The sequence below is a fragment of the Haloarcula sp. CGMCC 1.6347 genome (assembly GCF_037078395.1).
GTDB classification, from domain to species: domain Archaea; phylum Halobacteriota; class Halobacteria; order Halobacteriales; family Haloarculaceae; genus Haloarcula; species Haloarcula amylolytica.
Map to the genome: position 1 here is coordinate 142,213 of NZ_JAYMGX010000003.1, position 25,349 is coordinate 167,561.

Annotated in this window: 17 protein-coding genes; 12 read left to right on the forward strand and 5 right to left on the reverse strand. The window is 55.6% G+C overall.

Annotation, left to right across the window (positions count from 1 at the left end):
* Positions 1–309: 309 nt before the first annotated feature.
* Positions 310–1,077: an IclR family transcriptional regulator gene (locus VI340_RS16735; RefSeq protein WP_008311938.1), complete on the forward strand. Its 768-nt coding sequence runs from the start codon at positions 310–312 to the stop codon at positions 1,075–1,077.
* A 607-nt stretch (positions 1,078–1,684) separates the two neighbouring features.
* On the opposite strand, the gene VI340_RS16740 is transcribed toward VI340_RS16735, so the two are convergent.
* The gene (locus VI340_RS16740) at positions 1,685–2,689 is read right to left on the reverse strand and encodes a HEAT repeat domain-containing protein (protein ID WP_008311940.1); all 1,005 of its coding nucleotides are present in this window, start codon (positions 2,687–2,689) and stop codon (positions 1,685–1,687) included.
* A gap of 463 nt (positions 2,690–3,152) precedes the next feature.
* Here VI340_RS16740 and VI340_RS16745 point away from each other — a divergent pair, with 463 nt between their 5' ends.
* A complete protein-coding gene (locus tag VI340_RS16745; protein WP_336358801.1) occupies positions 3,153–3,674 on the forward strand; it encodes an LUD domain-containing protein in 522 nt (173 codons plus the stop codon).
* Positions 3,675–3,676: 2 nt separating this feature from the next.
* Positions 3,677–5,857, forward strand: a complete 2,181-nt coding sequence (locus VI340_RS16750; protein ID WP_336358802.1) for an LUD domain-containing protein — start codon at positions 3,677–3,679, stop codon at positions 5,855–5,857.
* A 209-nt stretch (positions 5,858–6,066) separates the two neighbouring features.
* Here VI340_RS16750 and VI340_RS16755 read toward each other — a convergent pair whose 3' ends face one another.
* The 3 genes from VI340_RS16755 to VI340_RS16765 form a co-directional block, all read right to left on the reverse strand.
* Positions 6,067–7,416 (reverse strand): DUF362 domain-containing protein, encoded by a 1,350-nt coding sequence (locus VI340_RS16755; RefSeq protein WP_336358803.1) that lies wholly within the window; start codon positions 7,414–7,416, stop codon positions 6,067–6,069.
* A 125-nt stretch (positions 7,417–7,541) separates the two neighbouring features.
* Positions 7,542–8,876, reverse strand: a complete 1,335-nt coding sequence (locus VI340_RS16760) for a glycerate kinase type-2 family protein (protein ID WP_336358804.1) — start codon at positions 8,874–8,876, stop codon at positions 7,542–7,544.
* Between the two features lie 582 nt (positions 8,877–9,458).
* The gene (locus VI340_RS16765; protein ID WP_394324896.1) at positions 9,459–10,382 is read right to left on the reverse strand and encodes an NAD-dependent epimerase/dehydratase family protein; all 924 of its coding nucleotides are present in this window, start codon (positions 10,380–10,382) and stop codon (positions 9,459–9,461) included.
* Between the two features lie 355 nt (positions 10,383–10,737).
* On the opposite strand from VI340_RS16765, the gene VI340_RS16770 reads away from it, so the two are divergent.
* The 6 genes from VI340_RS16770 to VI340_RS16795 all read left to right on the forward strand — a co-directional run bounded on the left by VI340_RS16770 (position 10,738) and on the right by VI340_RS16795 (position 19,585).
* Entirely contained in the window at positions 10,738–12,057 is a 1,320-nt protein-coding gene (locus tag VI340_RS16770; RefSeq protein WP_008311950.1) for a glycosyltransferase family 2 protein, read from the forward strand.
* A gap of 219 nt (positions 12,058–12,276) precedes the next feature.
* Positions 12,277–13,557: a nucleotide sugar dehydrogenase gene (locus VI340_RS16775; RefSeq protein ID WP_336358805.1), complete on the forward strand. Its 1,281-nt coding sequence runs from the start codon at positions 12,277–12,279 to the stop codon at positions 13,555–13,557.
* Positions 13,558–13,726: 169 nt separating this feature from the next.
* On the forward strand, positions 13,727–14,842 hold the full coding sequence (gene wecB, locus VI340_RS16780; protein ID WP_336358806.1) for a non-hydrolyzing UDP-N-acetylglucosamine 2-epimerase: 1,116 nt from the start codon (positions 13,727–13,729) through the stop codon (positions 14,840–14,842).
* Between the two features lie 297 nt (positions 14,843–15,139).
* The gene (locus VI340_RS16785; RefSeq protein ID WP_336358807.1) at positions 15,140–16,117 is read left to right on the forward strand and encodes a DUF1616 domain-containing protein; all 978 of its coding nucleotides are present in this window, start codon (positions 15,140–15,142) and stop codon (positions 16,115–16,117) included.
* A 949-nt stretch (positions 16,118–17,066) separates the two neighbouring features.
* A complete protein-coding gene (locus VI340_RS16790) occupies positions 17,067–18,068 on the forward strand; it encodes a glycosyltransferase family 2 protein (protein WP_239642312.1) in 1,002 nt (333 codons plus the stop codon).
* Positions 18,069–18,376: 308 nt separating this feature from the next.
* Positions 18,377–19,585, forward strand: a complete 1,209-nt coding sequence (locus VI340_RS16795; RefSeq protein WP_008311962.1) for a glycosyltransferase — start codon at positions 18,377–18,379, stop codon at positions 19,583–19,585.
* Between the two features lie 16 nt (positions 19,586–19,601).
* Here VI340_RS16795 and VI340_RS16800 read toward each other — a convergent pair whose 3' ends face one another.
* Positions 19,602–20,819: a glycosyltransferase family 4 protein gene (locus tag VI340_RS16800; protein WP_336358808.1), complete on the reverse strand. Its 1,218-nt coding sequence runs from the start codon at positions 20,817–20,819 to the stop codon at positions 19,602–19,604.
* A 219-nt stretch (positions 20,820–21,038) separates the two neighbouring features.
* Between VI340_RS16800 and VI340_RS16805 the strand changes: the two genes are divergently transcribed.
* The 3 genes from VI340_RS16805 to VI340_RS16815 all read left to right on the forward strand — a co-directional run bounded on the left by VI340_RS16805 (position 21,039) and on the right by VI340_RS16815 (position 25,344).
* Positions 21,039–22,031 carry a hypothetical protein gene (locus tag VI340_RS16805; RefSeq protein WP_008311966.1) on the forward strand — a complete coding sequence of 331 codons (993 nt, stop codon included), beginning with the start codon at positions 21,039–21,041 and terminating at the stop codon, positions 22,029–22,031.
* Positions 22,032–22,214: 183 nt separating this feature from the next.
* On the forward strand, positions 22,215–22,484 hold the full coding sequence (locus VI340_RS16810; RefSeq protein WP_336358809.1) for a hypothetical protein: 270 nt from the start codon (positions 22,215–22,217) through the stop codon (positions 22,482–22,484).
* Positions 22,477–25,344 (forward strand): Ig-like domain-containing protein, encoded by a 2,868-nt coding sequence (locus tag VI340_RS16815; RefSeq protein ID WP_049943028.1) that lies wholly within the window; start codon positions 22,477–22,479, stop codon positions 25,342–25,344. Before VI340_RS16810 ends, VI340_RS16815 begins: the two co-directional genes overlap by 8 nt.
* The last annotated feature ends 5 nt before the right edge of the window (positions 25,345–25,349 follow it).

The window sequence follows — 25,349 nt, forward strand, 5'->3', positions numbered from 1 at the left end:
AGCAATTCACGGACTCGAACAGTACAGTCCACACTTGATGCGGTGCCCTGCAACCGGCTGCGATCACAATAGGGCTGAAGTGACCTTGCAGGTCTGACATGAGTCTTCTATACACGCTAGCGAATTGGATTGGGAGCGACCGCGGTTGTTCTGGAGAGAAGAACGAATAAATTTCGACAGTCGGAACTCGTAGCGATCCAGAAAATAGTGATAAATAATGTAGAATATCTTCTGGGCCTACTGCACATGCTCCCATCTGTTCTGCTCTAGTGAACAGGCTTTTGTCGCGGCGGGCCGAAACGACGGTCAATGACCGACGAACCACAGTATGCAGTCGAAGCAACCCAGACATCGGTGGCTATCCTCGAAGCGCTTGTCGACGCGAAGGGGCCTGTCGGCGTTACAGAACTTGCCAATATCGTCGGGGTTTCCAAGAGCGTCGCCCATAACCACCTCTCGACGTTGCGTGCGGCCGGATACGTGGTCAAGCGCGCAGAGAAATATGAGGCGTCGCTCCGCCCGTTGTCTCTCGGTGAGCGAACGCGTGATGGACTCAGTTTCTATCAGGCGGCGAAACAACAACTGGACAATCTCGCGGCGGCAACAGGGGAGACAGCGACACTGTTCGTCCTTGAGGAAACGGCCGGTGTCCCGGTGTCGATCTCCGAACCCGAGGACGGCTGGTCAGTCCCGTTCCACGCGGGCGAACGGTTGCCACTCCATGTCAACGCTCCGGGAAAGGCACTGCTGTCGTCGCTCCCGAGTGATCGCGTCGAATCGGTTCTCTATGGAAGAGAGCTTGTCGCACCGACTGACGCAACTCTCGTCGATCCAGACGAACTCATCGAGGAACTGCGCCGGGTTCGGGATGACGGCATTGCGTTCTGTAGAGGAGAACAGTACGAGGGGATTATCGGTGTTGCCGCCCCGCTCCCTGACGTCAGTGGTGATCGGATCGCTGCACTGGGCATCTGTGGCCCCGTCGAGCGTTTGAACGGCCGATACCTCAGGGAAGATATCACCGGGCAAGTCCTCAGCACGACAAAATCCATTCAGGTGGCCCTTACATCGAATTGATGGGTTCCTGAATAACGGGCGTACTACTGTTATTCTATTCTGTCGGTGGCCGCCATCGGAATGGACGAACGCCCTCACTGCCACACACCGCTACCGGCGACGCCTGACCTTCGTGCGTCGAAAAGATAGTTCGCGGTCACCTTGGCATCAGAACTAATCTCGCGAAGGAGTCGCGGATCACTTTATGCCCCCTCTGTACTGACTGTGAGATTAAGCACCATCGTGTGAGTGCTACTGCTGTCGATCGCGTGCTGTTCTCTATAGCAGAACAGGCCGCAGGATTGAACAGCGAGGTGTTGTGGGGACAGTCCTACTGACTACAACAGCGGCTATTGGTCTCTAACTCACGCCCACCGCTAATATGGATGTATAATTGATACACTTCAAGTCATATATTTCAAAATTGGGTATGGAATTGCTAGATATACGTCTATTTCACCCAAGTCTGTATATCTCACACGCAACGTCTGATCTTCCACGGAAGTAGATAGCTCTGATGGGTATCGCTACGAGACGACGCAGCACCAGATAACTACTGCAACCGTGACCCTGTCAGAGACGGAGACATACGGTTTCCGCGGGAACTGCAGGAAAACCGACTGTGCTCTCACAATGGGGTGCCACAGCCAGGGCACAGCGGGGGGCCGGATTCGGGGAGCGAAAGCCCGCAGTGTGGGCACCCGTCATCGCCTTCCAGCGTCCGGATCTCCGAGACAATGTCGGATGTCTGCGTGCGGATTGCATCTCTCGCGGCTATTCCTGTGAAGCCATCAGCAGGTTCCGCCCCGCGATACTGGGAGAGAGCGAACTGGGCTCGCTCGGCAACAAACTCCTCGTCCACAGTGAACTCTTCGAGTTGTGCGTCCGGGAACGCTTCCACGCTCTTAGTGCCAGCAAGCAACCCCAGCGCTTCGGCTGCCCGCCCGCGGACGTATCTGCTTTCGTCTTCGAGACACGAGACGAGTGCTTCCCTGGCGTCTGTAAGCCGTTCGGGACACGCAGAGCCGATAACGACGAGAGCTGTGCTCAGGTGATATCGAACCAGTTCGCTGTCCGCTCGAAGATGCTCGGCGAGCGAGTCGACCTGATAGCGGAGTCTGTCGGGACGGCCCATGGCGACGTGGGCCAGCGCCTTCGCCAATTTCTCCCTAACTTCTGGTTTGTCGAACTCCAGGCCGATGCGCAGGTCTGCCACGACCTCAGGCGAGACGACGGCATCGGGATGGTCGACGGCGACGTAGCCCAGCGCCTCTGCACACCGGGCGCGAACGTAGTAGAACTCCGACTCATCCGCCAGTCGCTCGGCAAGCGTCGGGACAACCGGAACCACGCTGTCCGGCGCGCTCTCGCTGACCGTGACGAACAATTTCGCTGTCGTGAGCCGTGTCGGCCGCTCGCTGTTCTGCAAAAACTCAGTGAGCGACGCCAGCACGCCATCGAACAGTTCCGGCTGGTCGTCAGCAGCCGCTTTGAGTGACCGCAAGCACGCCTGTTGGTCAGCCGCTCCGGCCGTCGAAAGCCGCTCGAGTACTGTCAGTGCGTCAGCTTTCTCTCCTTGTTCGAGTAACGTCACAATCTCTGAATCTGGAGGTGCACCGGATTGGTCGTCCATCGGTCCGTTGTCTGCGTTTCTCGGAGAACCCACAAAACCCCTTGCCTCCCGGGTATTACTCGATCCGAAAACAACCGCACACCGTTGAAGCTGTGATACCGCTATTAACGCAGTATATGGTAATGTATCTGCGATAGATACACTTCTATATGAGTGATATCGGTAGAGAGTACCGATATTTGGATGTATTGGTGTGGCGGATATATTAATCCGCTTACATCTGGCGAGTGGCAGTATAAGTAAATACAGTAACTGTCTGCTGATCTATAGTAACAATTGAAACGATTTACACACTGATCGCACTGCCGTCGTGCGATCAGGTGTGCATTGATTTTCAATGGCTACTATAGTAAAACGATGCCCAGCGTAGCTGGATATACGCGGCAGCCCACTGGATTTATCGGACTTCCGCCCGTTTCAGACAAAAACTAAATGATGATGTAGGTTTTCGGTTCGCGCATAGATGAAAAGCAAACGCGCGTCGTTCGAGGGCGCTCTCGAAGCATTGGGTGTGACAGTTTCAAGCACTGCCGAGTCCGACCTCGAAGCCGCTGTTACGGAGGCAGTCACGGAGCCTGCAGTCGGGATCGCGCTCGGCGAAACGGCCGGGGACGAGGCGTTTTCTCTCACGGAGACGCCGGTCACGGTCGACCCCACTCCGGTCGCGCTTCGCGAAGCGACCACCGGCGTAACCGGTGCTGAACTCGGCATCGGCGACTACGGTTCGCTCGTCCTCTCGATGACCGAAGAGGCCAGCGAACTCGTGAGCCTGTTTGTCGAGCGTCACGTCGCCATTCTTCACGAGGAAGACATCCAGCCCGATATGGACGCGGCAGTGGCAGAACTGGACGAACGGTCCAACGAAACCGGTGGGAGCGCGATCATCGCAACAGGACCGAGCGCGACAGCCGATATGGGCGCGCTCGTCAAAGGCGCACACGGACCCAAGGAAGTCCACGTCATCATCGTCGAGGAGGGTGCGTGACGATGGCGACCGCCGACGAACTCCGCGAGCTGATGCGGACCGAGGGCGCGGCAGTCGCGGAGAACACGCAGGGGTTCAACACGGGGCGCTACGACTCTGTCGCGGACCTGGAAGACTACGAGGAACTCAAGCGAGCGGCCCGGAGTATCAAGGAGGACGCCATCGAGGAACTTCCAGATCTCCTCGACCAACTGACGGAGACCGTCGAAGCGAACGGGGGAACGGTGTACATCGCCGACGACGCTGTCGACGCGAACGACTACATTCGCGACGTCGTCGACGAGCGAGCGGCTGACCGGGTCGTCAAGAGCAAGTCGATGACCAGCGAGGAGATCGAGGTCAACGACGCGCTCGAAGCGGACGGTGTGGACGTAGTCGAGACGGACCTGGGCGAGTGGGTGTTGCAGGTGGCTGACGAAGCCCCTTCCCATATCGTCGCTCCGGCGATTCACAAGTCACGGGAGAGCATTGCGGACCTGTTCAACGAACAGTTCGAGCCCGACGAACCGCTCGAGACGGCTGAGGAACTGACCCGCTTCGCCCGGAAAAAGCTGGGCGAGCAGATCATCGACGCGGAAGTCGGCATCACCGGCGCGAACTTCGTCACTGCCGATACCGGGACGATGGCACTGGTCACCAGTGAGGGCAACGCCCGCAAGACCGTCGCGGCGACGGACACGCACGTCGCAGTGGCCGGCGTCGAGAAGGTCATCCCGACGGTTGGAGACCTCCACCCGTTCATCGAACTCATCGGTCGGTCGGGCACCGGCCAGGACATCACGTCGTACGTCTCCTTGTTGACCCCGCCGGTCGACACCCCGGTCGTCGATTTCACCGACGACGAAACGCCGCTGTCGGAGTTTGAGTCCGACCGCGATTTCCACCTCGTACTCATCGACAACGGCCGGCTGGAGATGCGGGACGACGAGCACCTCCGGGAGACGCTGTACTGCATCCGGTGTTCCGCCTGTTCGAACTCCTGTGCGAACTTCCAGAGCGTCGGCGGCCACGCCTTTGGCGGCGAAACGTATTCGGGTGGCATTGCGACGGGCTGGGAGGCCGGCATCGAGGGCCTGGATGTGGCCGAGGAGTTCAACGACCTCTGTACCGGGTGTACGCGCTGCGTGAACGCCTGCCCGGTCGGTATCGACATCCCATGGATCAACACCGTCGTCCGGGATCGGATCAACCGCGACAAGGACGCCCCCGGAGAGTGGCTCGTCGACGGCCTCACGCCCGACGAAGCGGACGACGGTGCGCCACTGCAAAAGCGCTTCTTCGGCAACTTCGAGACTGTCGCAAAACTCGGCAGCGCCACCGCGCCGGTGTCGAACTGGCTGGCCGACACGACAGTTGCACGGCAAGCGATGGACCGAATTCTGGGTATCGACCCCCGACGTGACCTCCTGACGTTCGAACGGGAGACGCTCGTCGACTGGGCCGCCGCCCGCGACTCAAAGGTCACAGATCCCGAACGCCGGGCAGTGCTCTACCCGGACCTGTACACGAACCACGTACAGGTCGAGCGCGGCAAAGCCGCCGTGAAGGTGCTCGAATCGCTGGGCGTCGACGTGGTGGTCCCACCGGCACCATCCAGCGGCCGCGCGCCGCTGTCTCAGGGAATGGTCGCGACGGCAACCGACCACGCCGAACGGGTCACGGAGACGCTCGAACCTCATATCGAAGATGGCCGCGATGTGGTCGTTATCGAACCGAGCGACCACGCGATGTTCACACGGGAGTACGAGCGCCTCCTCGACGAGTCGGCGTTCACCGACATCGCGGAGAACAGCTACGAGGTGTTCGAATACGTGTTCGGGCTGCTCGACAACGGGGGGTCCGTCGATTCGCTCTCGACCGTCACCGGCGCTGAAATCGCGTACCACAGCCACTGCCAGCAGCGGACGCTCGGGCTCGAAGCTCACACTGTCGCTGTGCTCGAAGAGTGTGGCTATGACGTCGTCACGTCTGACGTGGAGTGTTGCGGTATGGCCGGGAGCTTCGGGTACAAGTCCGACTACTACGAACTGAGCATGGACGTCGGCGACCGACTCCGGACGCAGTTGCGCGACGACGGTGTCCAAGACCGCCCCGTCGTCGCAAGCGGGACGTCCTGTCTCGAACAGATCGACGCTCTGCTGGAACGGCAGCCGCGCCATCCAATCGAGCTGTTGGCGACATAAACTGAGAACCGCGTGCAGGCAACAGGACACAGCCCCTAACGCGTGTACGGCCGTTATTTATCCCATCTCTATACCTCTTGCGCGTGTTGGGCTACGTATTGGAATGGACACCACGACCCGAGATGTCGTGCGTGCCGGTGTGACGCGTGCGTATCGTGTCTTGTCCTGTCTGCGGTCTGCAGTGCACGTATACAGGTCCGCAACGACAGCTACTCGCGGAGCGACGGCGCGGCGAGCTGTCCGTTGTCGAACTCGATCGGCGACGGCGCTTCGACGACTCGGAGGTCGTCACGGTCGCGTGCGGCCTCGATCAGCGCGGGTGACGCGTAGAGCTGATGGAGATGCATCGTGTCGGCCGCACGGAGCACACGAACTGTGTCGGTGTCCACGACTCCAATCGTCGACAACGCGGCGACGATGCCGGCGCGGTCGGTTTCGACCACCGGCGGTACTTTCACCCCGCGAATCGTGCTCGCGGTGAGCGCGTTGATGAGCGACGTCTGCGCGTCGAGTTCCGCGACGACGTCTTCGTGGACGACATCCGCAGAACCGACGCCCATCGCGTTTCCGTGTGTCTTCTCTGTCAGCCCGCGGGTGAAGATGCGCTTGACCTCCGGCGTCTCGGGAGCCGGCTCGTTTATCGAGAACGGCCGGCGGCCGATGACGTTGGTATCGAGCCCCTGGCCGCTGATCTCCTTCCCCTGGCGGTCGAACATCACGAGATCGAGATCTTCGAACGGGAGCTTGGGCATCAGTTCGTAGGCAGTCTCTAACAGTTCCGCCTCGCGGTCGAGGAAGCCACTCGGCGGCACGCCCTCTATCAGCGTCGTCTCGTCGTGCTGGTCCTCGACGATTGCGACGCCGCCGACAATCGGCAACTCGTCGAGCAACTGCCCGGTGATCTCTGGAATCATCCGCCGGAACGACCAGTCGACGGCCCACTTGTGCGCGATCTGTGCGCCGCGTTGCTTGCCCATGCCGATGACGAGCATCTTCGAGAGCCCGCTCTCGACTGGCCCGTCGAAGTCCGTATGCGGTTTGACGCGGTTGATGGGAATGATTGCATCAGCCGCCACGGCGTTGTCGTCGGCGACGACAGGTACGTCCCGGTCCGGCGTTCGCCCGACCTCGACCACGTCCATGGTCGACCGGATTTCACAGCCGATAGCCGACTCGGTCACGCCGAGTTCGTTCAGCATCGTTCGCTGGCCCTCGCCGGTAGCCCCACCGTGGCTCCCCATGGCCGGGAAGACGAACGGCTCGTAGCCGGCGTCGGAAACTGCGTCGACGACACCGGCGACAATCGTGGGCAGGTTCGCGATACCACGGCTGCCGACGCCCAGCGCGACTTCGCCGCCTTCTGGCACGTCGGCAAAGGACAGGGATTCGACCGCCCGGGCCGCGTGTGTTGCGACGTCGTCCGGCGCTATCGGGTCCGTTTCCCAGTTCTGTTCGATGACGCCGAGTTCGGGGAGCGGCGGGTCGCCACAGGCATCGACGATTGTTTCTTCCGGAACGGAGAGGGCGTCCGCCGCGATCTGTTGATCGGATGCGTTCATACGCAGCATATCAGACTGTCTGTTGATAAACGTGAGCCACGGATCGAACGGTACTGCCCTTCCATCGTGATGCGGCAGTCCGGTAGTACCACTCGAAAATAGCCACCGTGTCTCGGGGGCCGGCATTACTCGCTCGGGTCTGGGATAACGAGCACGGCCACGTCGTTGACGTTCGTCCCGGTCGGCCCGGTCTCGACTGTCGCCTCGATTTGAGAGAGGTACGAGCCGGCGTCGTTTGCGAGAAGCGCGTCGCGGGCCCGTTCGCGGTCGTCGACGACGGTCGCGTCAGCGATAGCCCCGGCCACGTCGGAGCTCCCGTCTTCGCCGTCAGTGTCGACGGCGGCGATGACCGCGTCGCCGTCGTGGACCAGTGCGCCGGAGAGGACGAACTCCTGATTGGGGCCGCCTTGTCCACCGTCCCCGGTCACGGTCACAGTCGTTTCGCCGCCGGCGAGGAGGACGGCCGGCGGCTCGACAGGTGTTCCCGTCGCCGTAGCTTCTTCGGCGATAGCGACGAGCGGTTTCGCCACCTCGCGGGCTTCGCCGCGCAGACGAGACGTGAGCACGAGCGGTTCGTACCCGGCTTCCCGTGCGACAGCAGCGGCGGCGTCAAGTGCGGTTGCGTTGTCCCCGATGAGATGGTTCGTGACCCGGTCAAAGACCGAATCGCCGGGAAACGGTGTCTCCGATATTCGGCCGTCTCGTCCGGCTTCGAGGTGGTCTCGAACGGCCGGCGGTTGAGTGAGATCGTACTGAGCAAACACGTCAAGGGCGTCCTCGTAGGTGGCTTCGTCCGGAACTGAGGGCCCGCTACCGATGGTCGAGAGGTCGTTCCCGACAACGTCGCTGATCAGTACCCCGGCGACAGTGGCGGGAGCCGCGCGCCGTGCTATCTGCCCGCCTTTCAGGTCCGAGAGGTGCTTCCGGACCGCGTTGATCTCTTCAATCGGGACGCCGCCACTCAGGAGTCTGTCGGTCGTCGTCTGGAGATCGTCCAGCGTCAGGTCCCCGGCCGGAGCCGACAGAAGCGCGCTGGCTCCGCCGGTCAGGACAAACAGAACGAGCGTGTCTTCGTCGGCGTCGTCGACGATTTCGAGAATATCGATGGTCGCCTCAACGTTCCGGTTCGACGGTAACGGGTGGTCTCCGACGGAACTCCGGACGGTTTCGGTGTCGATAGCCTGCTCGACGACGACGTGGCCGCCGCTGAGGGAGTCGCCGAGAATGGATTCGAGCGCGCGGGTCACGCCGCCCGTGGCTTTCCCGCCGCCGACAACAACGACATCGGTGTAGTTGCCGAGGTCGTACGTTGTCTCACCGACTGTCAGCGTCTCACCGACGCGGCTGACGACCGACCTAGTGGCCACTTCTGGCGCAGCCGCGGCCACGGCGGCCTCGATACAATCGAGTGCCACCTCGCGTGCAGCGTTGGCAGCCAGTGCGGCCCGGTTCTGAATCATACAACTGTTTCCATCTGAATCGGTAAAAGTCCCCTCGGTAGCAGGGGTCAGCGAGCGTTGTCTGCCGCGATGAGATACCATCCCTACCGATAATGTGAGCATTATATAGCTACTGTTTAAAACCGTCCCAATATACCCCAGCCCTGCTGGAAGCTCCGTCCGAAGATATTCCCGAGTAAGGGAACTTGTAACCGAGTGGATTGCCCAGTTAGAACTGGGTAGAGGCCAAGAAATAGAGCATTCTGACATTTCCTGTTACAGTCAGCGTCCGATGCACCTCCGTCCTCATCGTACCGGTATCCACCTCTCAACTCTCCGGGCTACTCCAGTCGCCAGTTCTCGGTGTATTATATTGGGCTGGTTGAGCAAGCCAAATGTTTTGGATCAGGACCAGTGGTAGACGTTGTTTTATATCATTACGTATGGATTATCTGTATCCTTCATACGGACATCACTGAATCGATGAAGCAAGCAAGTATCTACATCTTTGATATCGAGATCAAATAACTGGCCTGAATGTGGATATCTTACTATACTTGTACATATATTTGTACATATAACTCGATCAGCAACCGGCGGCGTTTATTCCCCTTCAGCACTGAGCGTCGATTCAAGCCCTTTTTCGAGCGACACTGTTGGTTCATATCCCAGCAGTGTGCGTGCGTCACTGAGATCTGCTTCGCTCTCCTTGATGTCATCTGTGCGTTCAGGGACGTGTTTTATCCCCACATCCGTTCCAACGACATCTCGGACGGTTTCGGCGAGTTCGTTGATAGAGATACTTCGTCCAGTTCCGACGTTGAACGGCCTGCCGATAGCATCCGTTGTAGCTGCAAGCAGGTTTGCACGTACGACATCATCGACGTGGACGAAATCTCGCGTCTGTTCCCCGTCACCCTCGATTGTGAGCGGGTTGCCCGCCTGCGCCTGCCGGATGAAGGTGCCGATGACACCGGCGTACTCCCCGTCAAGCCCACGCGGCCCGTAGACGTTGAAGTATCGTAACGGAACTGTCGGCAGGCCGTACCGTTCTGTGTAAAACTGCGCATACTGTTCACCGAGATGCTTCTCGATTCCATATGGAGTGCGTGGGTCGGCCGGCTCCGCTTCTCTAATCGGGACTGTATCGGGATTGCCGTATACGGCGGCACTTGAGGCGAGTACGACCCGTGCATCCTGCCGTCGAGCGCAATCGAGAACGGTGACGGTTGCCGACCCGTTGAGCTCGTGACAGTCGACCGGCTGCTCGATTGACTCGGGGACACTAACCATCGCGGCCTCATGAAAAACTATGTCGACGTCGTCCATCGCTTCGCTGACTGTTTCCGTATCTCGTATGTCACCCTCAATTACAGTCACATCCTCCGGGAGGTTTGCTCGCCGTCCCGTCGAGAAGTTATCAAGGACTCGAACATGGTTCTCCACCGCTAACGCTGATGTTAGATGGCTTCCAACGAACCCACCACCCCCGGTAACTAGCACCCGACAATTGCTGACATCATTCATCGACATGTCATTCGAAGACGCGGTTTTCATGTTTTAAGTTATTCGTAGACATACGTCTCCTTTCCCGAGCGAGTCATCTCGATCTCATAGAGGCTGTACCGAACTAAACCCGTCTGATACCGTAGCGGCCATGCGTTGTATCCCCACCTCAGACTATACTTTGTTACCTGCTTTTTGCGGATAATACAGGATTGGGGCAATCTCGGAAAGCTGGGAATAACAATGTGATAACTCGTTCACAGCAGAGCACAACGGAGTCCACTACTCGCCACAATGATACCACTATACGTACTGGAGCGTGTGGGCAACCACACCGAACGACCGCCATCGAGAGCGGTTCCGGAGTGGGACTGAGATGTCGGATAGAATCCAACAATCACCCGCTAATGACGGTATCCGCGAGGTTTCCAAGAACTTGCCCGCGGTGGGACTAGTCGCGACCGAGTCGAACGCTGAGTGGATCGCGGCTGAAATCCTTCGCATACACTCACGGGCACACCAAGCAATCGTTACAGCTGCTGTTGATGCTGACCTTCAGGCACTCACTTTTGCCCGGTGGCTTGATGCAGAGGTGGTTCTCCCTTCTGGAAACTGGGCTGAGACCGATACCCCTCGCGAGCGGTTGCGTCTGTTCGCTAAGCAAGCTGGGTATCCGGGACTCCTGTACCATGGTGAAGAGAAGGGGTCAGTTAATCTCTCGGCAAGCCGCGAAGCCCTGGAGAATACCGAGAAATTCACAGTCGAAGCCCGTCTTGAGCCCGTCACGGACCCGGACCCGACTGTCATGGTCGGAATTCCCGCGTACAACGAGGCGGCGACGATTGGGGCAGTAGTGGAGTCAGCTAAGAACTATGTCGACACCGTTCTGGTGGTCGACGATGGGAGTACTGACGACACCGTCGAAGTCGCAGCGGCGGCCGGTGCGACAGTGTATGAGCACGACCGTAACATCGGGTATGGCGGTGCCCTCAACAGTATTTTTGACCAAGCTAGCCGTGGCGACGCCGACTACTTGGTCATACTCGACGCAGACGGGCAGCACGACCCCAGTGACATCCCGGAATTAATCGAACAACAGCGGAAATCCGGGGCGGAAGTTGTCATCGGCAACCGGTTCGATGAGGATGCAGACACCGAGATACCGTTGTACAGGCGGTTTGGCCTATTTGCGGTTAACCTCATGACAAACCTCAGCCTCGGAATCCTCAAGCCGGCAAATCAGATCAGCGATACACAGAGCGGATTCCGTGCGTATAGTACAGAGGCTATAACCTCGCTCGCTGAGGACAACTCAATCGGAGACCAGATGGATGCGAGTACCAATATTCTGTACCATGCTCACTCAAATGGCTACCAGATCACAGAGGTTCCGACGACGATAGATTACGACGTGGAGACTTCTAACAACCTTGGCCCAGTTGAGCATGGCCTCACGCTCGTTGGAAACATTATTCGGACGGTTGAGCGAGAACATCCGATTATGTTGCTCGGCGTGCCTGGTGTCTCCTGCGTTCTGATCGGATTTGTGTTTACTTACCTTACGATGTTCAACTATCTTCAGTCCGGAACTTTTCCACTTGGACATGCTCTGGCTAGCACTACCTTCACAATTATTGGCATCCTCGCAGCCTTCACTGGAATCATTCTCCACTCCTTAGAATTATACCGACAATAGCTGGCAGTTCAAGTATTCAACGGACAAATTAGGGTTCGTATCTTTCTTTCTCAGGTGTTGGTTTACCAGAGTATTTGATTTTTGATTGGGAACAACTTCTGCATAACAAAGGGTAACCTATATGATTCGTACGTCAATGGAGCACGAACCCATATCAGACTATCTGGAACGGGGACAGCGCTACGAGTCAATGATCAAACTACGGGAGGCACTGGAAATATGACTATCTGCGTCCATGGGCTCGGCTATATCGGGCTTGCAACCGCATCGCTGTTCGCCAACGAAGGCACCGATGTCATTGGTTTCGATGTCAACGAAGATGTAATAGATCGCCTCCACGAGGGTGAGCCCAAAGTCAGCGAGTCGGAGCTTGAGTCGTACATTCAGGATGCGTTAGAGTGTAATCTAACGCCGAGCCGTCGCCCCCAACCCGCTGATGTGCATATCATCTGCGTTCCAACACCGTACGACGAACTGAACGATGAGGCGGATCTGACCTACGTGAAGGACGCTGGGCGAAACGTGGCCAACGTTCTCAGGCCTGGCGACACCGTCATTCTGGAATCAACAGTGCCGCCGGGAACAACTACCGGAATCCTGGCGCCGATCATATCACGAAGCGATCTCAATATCGGTGAACATGTCCACTTGGGGTACACGCCGGAGACGGTGATGCCGGGGAATACGCTCACAGAACTCCGAACCAACGATCGAATCGTTGGAGGTGTTGATGAGGCCTCGGTTAGCGCTATCAAGTCCCTCTACGAACCGCTTACCACCGGAGAGATACATGTCGCCGCTGACCCAACAACCGCCGAGTTCGTGAAACTCGCACAGAACGCTGAGCGAAACGTTAGTATCGCGTATGCTAACACGCTCGCTCTCCTTGCAGAGAACTACGGCATCGATGTGCGGTCTGCGATCAACCTCGCAAACAACCATCCGCGGGTTGATATTCTGAGTCCAGGTCCAGGGGTAGGTGGACACTGCCTTCCTGTCGACCCACGGTTCCTGAGCGATGGCTCTGGTGCAACGGAGCTGATCGATATAGCGAACCGAGTCAACGGCAGGATGCCTGAACACGTTATCAGATTACTCGAGGACGCTATCGACTCGCTCGAAAATAAGACTGTAGCTGTCCTTGGAATAACATACAAGGGTAACGTCAGCGACACTCGAAATAGTCCAGGCTTGGAAATAGCCCAGTTGCTCGGTAATGTCACGGTGGATACACGCCGGGCCATGGATGGGGGTTGGGACGAGGGATCAGTCACTATTCACGACCCACGGGCGACGGACTCCAGACTACAGCTCGTTACGCTCGATACAGCAGTAAATGGCGCTGATGCAGTGATATTCGGGGCAGCACACGATGAGTTTGCAGAACTTAACCCGGCAGACATTCGGTCGAAGATGACGGGCCGAACCGTGATTGACCCGGTCGATGTAATCGACGTGGATCACTGGACTGAGCACGGGTTCGATGTCCGGACAATCTGAGTCGTTCTACGAATACCATTCTGTTAGTAACAACTCCCTCGCGGTCGGCTGGCCATCATCAACGGCGTAGGAGGCCCATAACAATCCTGTTGACGACTCACGGAACCGCTATGAAACCTGATCGGGTGGCACTATTGTCAGAATTTCGCCCTACGAGACGAGGACAACAATGACTGACAGCACTGTGGGTTTCGTCCTTGGAACGCGTCCCGAGATTATCAAGTTAGCCCCGGTAATTCAGGAGTGTCACCGACGTGGCGTCGACACACATATCATCCACACTGGGCAGCATTACTCAGATTCGCTGGATACCGTCTTTTTCCGACAACTCGGATTATCACCGCCAGATACGAACCTCGAAATCGGATCTGACGATCACGGGGCTCAGACTGGTGCGATGCTCGCTGGTATTGAGAAAGAACTTCAAGATGCCGAGCCAACGGTGGTGTTTGTCCAAGGGGACACGAACTCGACTCTCGCAGGTGCATTAGCGGGGAGCAAGATAGATGTCGACGTAGCCCACGTCGAAGCTGGGCTTCGGAGTTTCGATGACGACATGCCCGAAGAGACGAACCGCGTCATCATCGATCACATCTCCGATTACCTCTTTCCCCCGACCGCCGAGACAGCGGTGTTGCTCCGAGACGAAGGGGTCCCCGAGGACCGCATCACAGTCACCGGAAATACGATCGTCGACGCAGTCGAAACCTTTGATGATGAAGCCGCAGACAAAAGTCAGATTCTGAGTGAACTCGGCCTTTCCGAAGGGCAGTTCGACCTATTGACTGCTCACCGGGCGGAAACAGTTGACGACCGGGAAGCCTTCGAGCGGATTCTCAGCGGCGTTGCACGGGCAAGCGCTCAAGCGGACCGGGAGGTCATCTACCCAATCCATCCCCGAGCGGAGGATCGCCTCGAAGAGTTCGGTATCGCAGTCCCCGATCAAGTTCGTCTTATCGAACCACTGGGGTTCTTCGATTTCCTCAGATTAGAGAGTACAGCAGACTTGGTGTTCACCGATTCAGGTGGTGTCCAAGAGGAGACGAGCATCCTCGGGACACCGTGTGTGACGCTCAGGTATGGAACTGAACGCCCTGAGACGGCGTTTGTCGGTGCGAACTGCGTTGCCGGCCGGGAGCCGAGTAGTATCACTGCAGCGGCGACACAGATGCGTGGAAAGGCTGAGGATTGGACGACGCCTTTCGGAGATGGGACAGCCGCCATTCAGATACTCGATTCAGTTTCGGAACTCCCCGTCAGGGAAGCAGTCACAGCGGCTGAGTGACCGGCCAGCAAGCACTGTGCGCCCGGTTCTGATTCGGGTAGGTTCTCGAGTACGAATTGACCGCTCTTCAACGACTTGTTTGACCAAGGATAGGGAAGAACGACCAAATCTGTACAACTGGAAGAGCGTGTTCTGTCTGGTTGCTTTCCCGGTGGTAATTCACCGATTGACAACAGGTTACTCCCCATCCAATGAGCTTATTTTGGCCAGATTCCGGACGGGAACTCTTGGCACTAATCGGTTACATGCACTGGTAGTAACTGTCTAATTTTATTACTACGACCGCACCAAGCGATAATGGCTACTGATGCTGATGCGAACATCGAGACGGAGACGCTCCCGATCGATCTTCTGTTGGTCGGACTCCTCGGATTCTGGCACCTCGGCGTTGCCCAGGGATATTTCGAACAGTCTCCCGCAGGGGTTTTTTTGGGGTTGGGGGCGGTACTTGTTGCACCGGGATACGCTCTAGTTGCGCTTCTATTCCCACGAGGATCTTCCGAGTCTGGTGGACTGTTTGACAACCGGGAAGGACGAATATCTGCCGGTGAACGACTTCTCCTTGCAGTCGGGAGCAGTGTCTGTATAGTTCCACTATTGGGGCTCGGGTTAGTCTTGGGCTCGCTTGGTGCGACTACCGGATCGTATCAACTCTCTATCGGAGTCACGACGGTACTCCTCACGTTTGCTGCAACGATCCGACGGGCGCGAATGCCATCAGATGTGCGTTTCAGTCCCCTGCGGTGGATGACAACTGTACGGAGCCGAGCGTTTTCAACACCGTCTGGGGGTGTTCCGACGATACGCATTTTGCTTGTATTTGGGCTTCTTCTCTCCGGTACCGGTATTGGGTACGCGGCCATATCGACTGAACGGGGTGAACAGTTTACCGAGTTTGCGCTGGTAACTGAATCCGCCGACGGAGAACCCATAGCGTCTGAGTATCCGTCACAGATCCCGCTCGGCAGTTCTCGGACTGTCCAGGTCTCCATCGGCAACCATGAAGGCCAAGAACTAAACTATACTGTTGTTGTCATTGCGCAGAGAATCGAGAACGGCAGTGTCCTGGCCACCGCACGGATTGACCGATTCAGAAACCGTGTCGGGGCGGGTGACACTCTCAAGCGGCCACACGAACTGTCCCCCACGCTGGTCGGTGATCACATTCGAGTTTCATACCTCCTCTACCGCAATGAAGCACCAGTTGGGGCGAATCCTCGTCCCGAGAACGCGTACCGCCGCACACACATCTGGGTTAACGTCACCAGTGGCTGATAGCATAGGCTCGAGCTCCGCAAGACCAAGCTATAGTAACAATTGAAACGATGTACACACTGATCGTACTGCCGTCGTGCGATCAGGTGTGCATTGATTTTCAATGGCTACTATAGCCTCGTAACGACAATTCGAGAGGTGTATTTTCTGCTATGTGTGATACCTATGCTTGGCACAGTACACCTGTGACAAGCGCTTATTGTTTTCTAATACAGGATAGTGTCAAAACGTTGGTCTCCCAAGTCAGGAGGAATCTCGACTATTTTAGACGGGATACCACAGGCATTGAAGCCAGATGCCTTCTCCTTTAAACTTAATACAGTTCCGCCGCCATGATTTCTGAAGGAGAAAATGAATTGCGAAGACCGTTCGCACCTCTATCACGTCGTGCCTTCAAAAACACCGAAAAGGATCAGACTACTTCAATGACCCGCTCAAACAGGAGGGAGAAAGTAATAAGCCAACCGACAAGCTTGACGACCTGTAGCCGACGCCACCACTGCCCGTCTGCCAGCGGAGGGAACACCTCACTAGTTACGAGTAGGATCAGAAACAGTCCGACAAGGTAAACTCGAAGACCAGTGATGCCAACGACCCAGATGGTGACTAGTGAGAGCGTTCCTAGAGTCACAAACGATACGAGAAACCACTGGAACCGACTCTGGCTAGGCGCTGACATCGACATGGATGAAACCCACTTGGCCCCCGGCATATGGATTACGTACTAAAGCATAGTGAGACCTGACAAATAGTAATTCCCCTGAAAAGCTATGGTTGTGGTCGATAAGACACCAGCTAACGATACGCTGTCTTTATTATTACACGGTAGCCCCTCCGCAATCAAAAGACGATCTTGTCTGTATAATACCAATTCAGATCTGCCACCTTGGGGGGTATCACCTCGTCCAGAAAGCACTCTTGTCTGTCGGTAGCAATGTTGTACTTAACTATGCCGGCATACAAATTACAATTCAAAATTGACATGTCGGGAGAAAGCGACACGAACGGAGAGAATCCGCTTGTGAGTGTAGTAATACCTACGTATGGGAGAGACGAACACCTGCCAGCCGCGATTAAAAGTGTACTTAACCAACAGTACGACCGGATCGAACTTCTGGTCGTTGATGACGGGTCACCGACACCTGTAGCGACGACATTACCCGAGGATATTTTGAGTGACGGGCGTGTGAAAACTATCCGGCATAAAGAAAACAGGGGTGCAAACGTCGCCCGAAATACGGGTATTCAGACTTCAAATGGTGATTATGTCGCGTTCCTTGACGATGATGACCGGTGGGACGAGACGAAGATCGGGAAACAGGTCGATACGTTCATTGAATCATCATCCGAAACAGGAGTCGTTTACACATGGGTCAAACGAGAGAGCCCGACTGGAACAACGGTTTCAACCCCGTCTGCGGCGGGCGAGGTGGTCACAGATCTGCTGACCGGCGCAAACTTCGGACAGTTCTCTTCGGTTCTAGTCGACACTGATGTGATCTCCGATGCCGGGATGCCCGACGAGAGATTTCCCGCGTGGCAGGACCGTGAGTGGTTCTTCCGGCTCGCACAGGCTTGCGAGTTCCAACCGGTCACGGAGACACTTACGTATCGCCAAACTGGCCGAGAGGATAGCATCACAGCAAAGTTCGAACAGAAGCGCGACGTCGCCTATCCTCTGTTTGTCGAGAAGCACGCCAGCCTCGCAGCGGAGTACGGGAAATACTACAAGCAGACCTTTCTCGCGTCCATGCGACGCTCGCTTGCACGGTCAGCAATCCATGCTGGACGGTACGACGAGGCCCGTAAATACTTCTTACTGGCATTTTTTGCCAACCCACTCTACCGTCCTGTCCACCCCCATCTGCTACCCTCCTTGGGAGGAGAGTGGACCTACGAGGGTGTTGCGTCCTTGCGTCGGAAACTGACAGAGACAATACCTGCAAGATGAGGACGTTCTGTGGTATTGGGCTTTGGAACCCCACTCGTACCGGGTCTCAGTTGACAACATTTCTGTCCGCTCAAACAAAGCCTATCCCCTTGAAATGATTACAGATATCCGTATGAATACGCTACATCGACAAACTGGTAGGTAACACCGACTAGCATACGGTACCGATTAACTTGAACGGATAGCTTCCGCCTGATACCAATTTCTAATACACAGTCTGTGCTACTTCGATGCCATCGGCGATGTTAAGTCTGGTACCGAACGAATCCAGTGACTAACAAAGTCTATCTGACGGGTCCAACACGATAATGGACGAGCCGACGCCTTCAGACGGTGCTGGTTCTGCTGTCTCGACAGTAGCCGAACAGAATATCTCAGCTGCGACGGACGGCGACCGACCACTGCTGGCCTTCTTTATTCCGGATCTCTCTGTCGGTGGTGCAGAGCAGGTCGCGATCACAATCGCGAACGGGCTGGCCACCCGGGGGTACGACATTGACCTTCTCCTGTCACGGGCGAGCGGTGAACTCCGGTCAGAGTTGTCTGAGCAGGTCTCTATCGTCGAGCTTCCACCATCGACGACGCCAGTGGTTGGGGTGGCCGCACATCTGCCGTTCCTAGCTACATATTTAAATAAACACAAGCCGGCAGCGTTGTTTCCACATCTTGAACACCCAAGCATTGTCTCGCTCGCTCTCAATAAATTCCTTGACATCGAGACTACCGTGATTCCGACGCAGCACTCTGCGTTCGGACACGAAGTTGAGGCGACACCAAAGGATCAGATTGTCAGACGAATCGTCCCTCGGCTTTACCCCGCCTCGGATCAAATCATCAGTGTTTCTGAGGGGGTCGCAGACAGCCTCACTGACAGTACTCCAGTCGAACGCTCGGACATCTCAGTACTTTACAACCCAGTAGATGTCGAACAGATTCGTGGGCGGGCCAGCCAAACAGTCGATCACGACTGGGTAGAGAACGATGATCGGGATGTCGTCCTATTTGTTGGGCGACACGCACGTCAAAAGAACTTGGATGGATGGGTCCGTGCGTTCGAGAAGGTAGTCAGTAGGAACTCGAATGCACGTGCAATCATAGCAGGAAAAGGACCGTGCCGAGCGAAAGTTCAGGCGACGGTCGAACGACTGGGCCTGTCAGACGTGGTGTCGCTTCCTGGATTCGTCGATAACCCGTATCGATATATGGCAAGGTCAGACGCTTTTCTCCTCTCATCCCGGTATGAAGGGCTACCGACGGTCCTGATCGAGTGTTTGGCGGTTGGATGTCCGATCGTTTCAACGGACTGTCCGAGCGGCCCAAGAGAAATTCTCTCCGATGGAGAGTATGGGACACTTGTCCCCATGGATGATGTGGATGGATTGGCTAACGCAGTCCGTGACACGCTTGCTGATCCTCCCGATCCTGACCGGTTGCGGTCCCGCGCCGACGACTTCTCGCCGCGACCTGTGTTTGACGAGTACGAGCGGTTCCTCGAAGAGCACGTCTTCACAACCTAACACTATCTGGCGGGCATTAGTCCAGGACTTCAGACATGGGGAGCTGTCCATCAGCGATGATCGATTCGTGGAGGTTCGCAAGTCGCTGACCGTGTGCTTCCCACGTCCATCCCTTCGATACCAACCGTTCCTTACCGTTTGTTCCCATCCGTTCTCGCTCTTTTGGATTGGTGATGAGACTGTTCAGGGCGGTGGCAAGCGCATCGGAGTCTTTTTTTGGGATCAAGAGGCCTGTCTCTCCGTCTACCACCTGTTCTGGGATACCGGATACGGCCGAGGCGACAACCGAAGTTTCGCTGGCCATCGACTCGTATATCGTGTTCGGTCGGCCTTCTGCGTGGCTTGGGAGCATGAAAATATCTGCGGCAGCGAACCACCGCCGGAGACCCAGCGGTGGGACTTCCCAGAGGACCCGATAGTCCTCGTGGTGGCTATCTTTGAGTTCAGCGATGAGGTTTGTGCGGAGATCACCGTAATGACCGACGAAAACGAAGGCTACGTCGTCGTTATGAATATCATCCAGGGCTTCACAAATCTCGTTAATCCCTTTCCGTTCCGTGTATCCCCCACAGAACATGATTAGTGTGGTATCTCTCTCAATTCCCAGTTCTCGCCGAATCGTCGCCTCGTTGTCCGTTGGATACCGCGCTGGGTTCGCCCCGTTTGGGAGCACAGTAGCTTTCGGTGTTTCGGTAATACTGTTGGCGATTCGTGCGAGTGATTCACTCACGCAAAAGATGCCGTCCGCGTAATTGAGAGTCTCTCTGATTTTTCTCCGACTGATCTGTGAGAGTTCATAGAAGCTGTTTAAAATTTTCCCACGCCCCATGACTGTCAGCGGGATATCGTTGCTCCTACAGTACGGCACTAACCCGTAGCCATCGTAATGGATGTGGCCAGCATGGCAGATATCCGGCGTCTCAAAGTTCGTTGAGAGATACTCCGGGAGCATTTTGGAAAACGACCGTGACGACAACGTGTATTTAAATAACTTTTGCGGTAATAAGTAGAGGAATCTAGGGTAATGGACCTCGTGAGAACTGTAATCATGTCGGCTCGGTATGTCGCCGAACTCGGAGTAGGGACCTATCGGAGGCGCTCTCGGACGAGGAGTAACGACATCTAGACTAGTGTCTGTCATACTGAGCGCCCTGATGGATCGGAAATTGAACAGCCCCATATAGGGATTAAAGGGGTCTGGATGGTTCATCGCGCTTACGACCGCATCGTACATGAATACTAACTGGAAGTGGGTCTCATTAAGTATGCAGCCGGTACTGGCTGTCCTGTTTGTGTCATCCTTGTTGAAATCTGAAAACAACAGATAAAATCCACATAAGTTTACTTGTATACTATCTATATTGAACTGCGTAACTACATTTGGGATGGTCCATTCACGATACTGTGGGTAGAATATTTATAACTATACCATCCACTGCAAAAAGTCTGCACTGTGCAGACTAATATACACGAGTGGCTACGTACCCTTACAGGAGACCAAGTAGATGGGGGCGAGGAGGGACTCCGATATTTTTTAGGTGGAGCTTATAATGGCCTATATTTCTCACTGACCACTCAGTACCCTCTCGGCACGAACATCTATGAAAAAAAGTGGGATTTACTGATCGTACTAGACGCCTGTCGTGTAGACGCGTTGCGGGAAGTCGCACCCGAATTTGAGTTTATCGACAGGGTTGATAGCGTGTGGTCCACAGGAAGCTCTTCTCATGAGTGGTTGTGTAAAACCTTCACTCAGGAACACGCAGACGAGATCTCCGACACAGTATATCTCTCTACGAATCCGCATACTCAGCCGACATTTAAAGACGGGAAACGGCCACCGCGCAAGTACGTTGTGCCGGTTACTTGGGCAGATTGGAACGTAGTGGACGAAAGCCAGTTCAAACTCCTGAAACAGCTTTCTCGCCACCACAGGTACGAGGACTCCTTCGATACGATCCCGCCGAATATCGTGACCGACCAAGCGATTCTTGCGGGACGAAAGCTCGACTTCGAGCGGATGATTCTTCACTATTATCAACCACACCGTCCGCATGTGGCATCCGCATACAGGGAACAGCGGGATATCACTGACGCTGAGGATCATCCATGGGAAGCTATCGAACGTGGGGAGATATCCAAGCAAGAGGCTTGGGAGAATTATCTGGATAACCTTCGACTAGTCCTTGGCTCAATCCGTCGCCTTCTCGGTAACATAGATGCGGAGCGGGTCGCCATCACTGCTGACCACGGTGAGTTGTTCGGAGAGATGAAACAGTACGGACATCCGGAGGGGATACCACACCCTCATCTCAAAAAGGTCCCATGGGCTATTACATCTGCCACAGATCAAAAAACCAGCAACCCGTGCGCGAGCGTTGCAGAACAAGAAAAACCATCGAAGTCAGACGTCGAGGATCGTCTAAAGCATCTTGGATATATATAATGTCTATCCTTGCTGATTGTTGAAGAGCTGAATTATTCGTTTCAGGCGATTTTCGACTGTTAGGTCAGTAGTGGGGACTATCAAATGGTAAGTATGCAGTTCACAAGATTTTGTATCGAATAACCAGATACCTATATAAAGTAACAATTTATAATACCATAGTCGGGTCGAATTCGGTACAGCATGTTAAGAGCGAACTACTTTGAGAAGGAAGTCGTTACTGGGGCAGGAAATCAGTGTGAAACGAGCAAAGTGAATTCGGGGAGATACGGCCGTCTCAGCCCGAGAAATACCATTAAGGAACTATTTACCGAGCGAAAAACGGTAACAGTAGAACCGGTCGTGAGAAATTCACTTGGAAAGATCGCAACCACTACCGCCGAGGCGTGGATGGGTTCTGACAACAGGGCAGACAAGTCTGAGGAGACTAACCGGGAGGTTTCCAATGAGTAGACCAGCCTACGTGCCCGATAGTGCCGAAGACATCACGAATCACGGTGTTGGTCGCGATCACAACCCGAATGATCCAGACCTCTCTGCCGCACGAGAAGTTTTAAACGCGCTTCATAGTGCTATGGACGCTGCTGGTCCGAACGGATCGATATTTGTTCCGGAAGGGGCCTACTACTTCGGTAGTGAGGACGTCTACTCCCTCATCAATCTGGGTGGAAGTCAGCCACGTGGCATCTCAGTTTACGGCGAGGGGCCTGCTAAGTCCACACTTGCAGTGACTGAACACATGGATCCTGCGGTTATCTCGAACCAGACGGCGTTTATCTACGACGGGGACGCAGACCATGGGGATGTCGAGATTCGTGGGCTTACGCTGGACGTAAACGCTCCCAATCTGGGCGATCTCAACCAGCACAGCGGCGGAGCAGATGGGTTCTCGCTTGCTGGTGATCCACTATCGTTCTCGCTATACAATGTTCGGATTACGGACACCTATACGCGGGGTATTAGATGCAGGCAGTACCTCTCATCCGCGAAATACTGTACCTTCGACCGGATCGGCATCGAATATCACAAAGACAGCGGATCAAATACACATCCGTTTGACTCGCTGCAGACGCCGAAAGGCAGCACCACTGTCATCGAAAACTGTAAAATAAAGAACTGTCCGGGCAGTGCAATAAATATTCGATACGGTGACGGAACCTACCGAATCCGGAACGTGTACGCCGCTGGGACAGGTAGTCAGTTCCTCAAACTCTCCGCCGGAGAGAGGGTCGAACTGCGCCGCATCAACCACACAGCATACACAGCGGAACTGGAATCGCTGCTCCCGGACGAGCCGAACGATGGATTCCTGGGTCGACACTTCATCCAGAGCCTGGGGGATCGTGGGGACACCAGCGTCACATTGGATATGGAACAAGTGTCGACGAAGAACCACACTTCGTATGCATTCCAAGTCCGTGATTCGGTGGGCGGCCCATCTGACATCACATGGATCGGCGATAGGATCGCGTTCGCCGGTTCGAACATGTACACTGATGATGAGGTCATCCGCGACCGACAGGGGGCAGCGTTCAAGAACGTTGATGTTGGCGAGATATCGGTTCACGACACCGATGCGAAGGTGTTTGAAACCGAGGACTCGTACGGCTCTATCGCCACGCTCTCCACGGGTGACGTCGGTAGTGTCGGAAGTATGGGGGACATCAATGTAGGCAGTCACCTCTCTGGAGGGAGCCAGCTGAATGTGGATGTCCCAAGCGAGGACGAGGTAGGAGTGAAGAGCCAGAGTAGTACAGAGGAGGAAACGACTACTACTGAGACCGTAGACGACTCACAGAACGACCTCCCAGACTGGACAGCCCGGTGGGGCGGTGACCCTTCGGATTGGTCAGTCGTCTCGAATGATTCAACAACGGGCGACGCATATGTCGAGTTCAGTGCCAGCTCAGTTAATTCGCATGCAATGTCTTGGGACGATGTCGGTGAAAATACCGATATCGAGGTACTTGGACTGGTCCGTGTCAGCTCGGAAGACAGCGATGGCGACGGCTGGGGCCGTTTGATCGGCCGGGGAGGCACCGACGCCAGCGGAAACATGGTCGGTTATTCGGCCTGGTTTGTTCGAAGCGATGGGAGCGTCAAGCTCCGAGTTGAGAAGGACTTCAATGGGTCACAAACCACACTTGGCGAAACTGTAGCCAATTCAAACCCCCTTGATGAATGGAGCTATCTCCGGCTCCGTATCAATGGTTCATCTGTGCAAGCCAAAAACTGGAGCTATGGCGCAACCGAGCCTGATTCGTGGGACATAGACGTAACTGACGGGGACGTCACTAATCCGGGATGGACTGGGATCGGCTCTTGGTCGAGTGACACTCAGATGTTTGACTTCTTCAGCGTCGGTACCAGCGGTGAACCAGCCAGGCTCGACGACGCCAGGCCGGAAATCGCGTGGCAACAGCCCCTTTCTGAAGAAACAGTAGACGGTACAGTCACCTTGAAAATCAGCGTAACTGATGCCGAAGACGCTGCTGGCACCCCCACCGTCGAATATCGCGTCGACGGTGAGACGTGGTCGACTGCGTCGTTCAACTCGGATACGGGATACTATGAGGCCAGCTGGGACACCTCAGGGCTATCAGACGGAACCCACACGCTTGATGCCACGGTGACCGACTCAGCCGGGAACACCGATTCGAGCAGCATTACCGTTACCACTGACAATAGTGGGGCCAGTCCTGTTGTCAACGGTCTATCTGTTTCACAGGTCGAGACAGATACTACGGATGCGGCCTTTGCGATTGACTGGGAGGTCAGCGATTCGGACGGAGATCTCTCAACCGTCGATCTGGGCCTGTACGATGAAACCAACAACGAGCAGGAAAATACGAAGAGTGTTGATGTCTCGGGTGGCTCAGCTACAGGAACAACGGATCTCACAGCGAGTGGAGACGACGGAACTGGAAACGAGTACACCATTGTGCTGACCGCGACAGACAATAATGGAAACGGCACGTCTGCTACCGCGTCAGCGTCCGCATCTGGTGACGGCTTGAAACCGCAGATCGGACGATTCAGTGTCTCTGAATCCCAAAAAGGTGACGGCAAAGCTAATATCACTGTCGTGTGGGACGTGCATAGTAGTGATAGCGAACTCCGGTCAGTTGACATCGATGTCGCTGATTCAGATGCCGTGGTAGAGAGCGTCCAGTGGGAAGTCAGCGGAAATACGGCTTCAGACATCGATATGTTCAACATCGAGCAGGTCACCGAGAGCAACTACAGCATCGCACTCACAGTGGTCAATAGTAGCGGGAAGTCTGTCTCTACAACCAAATCGGTAAGCGTCTAACAGCG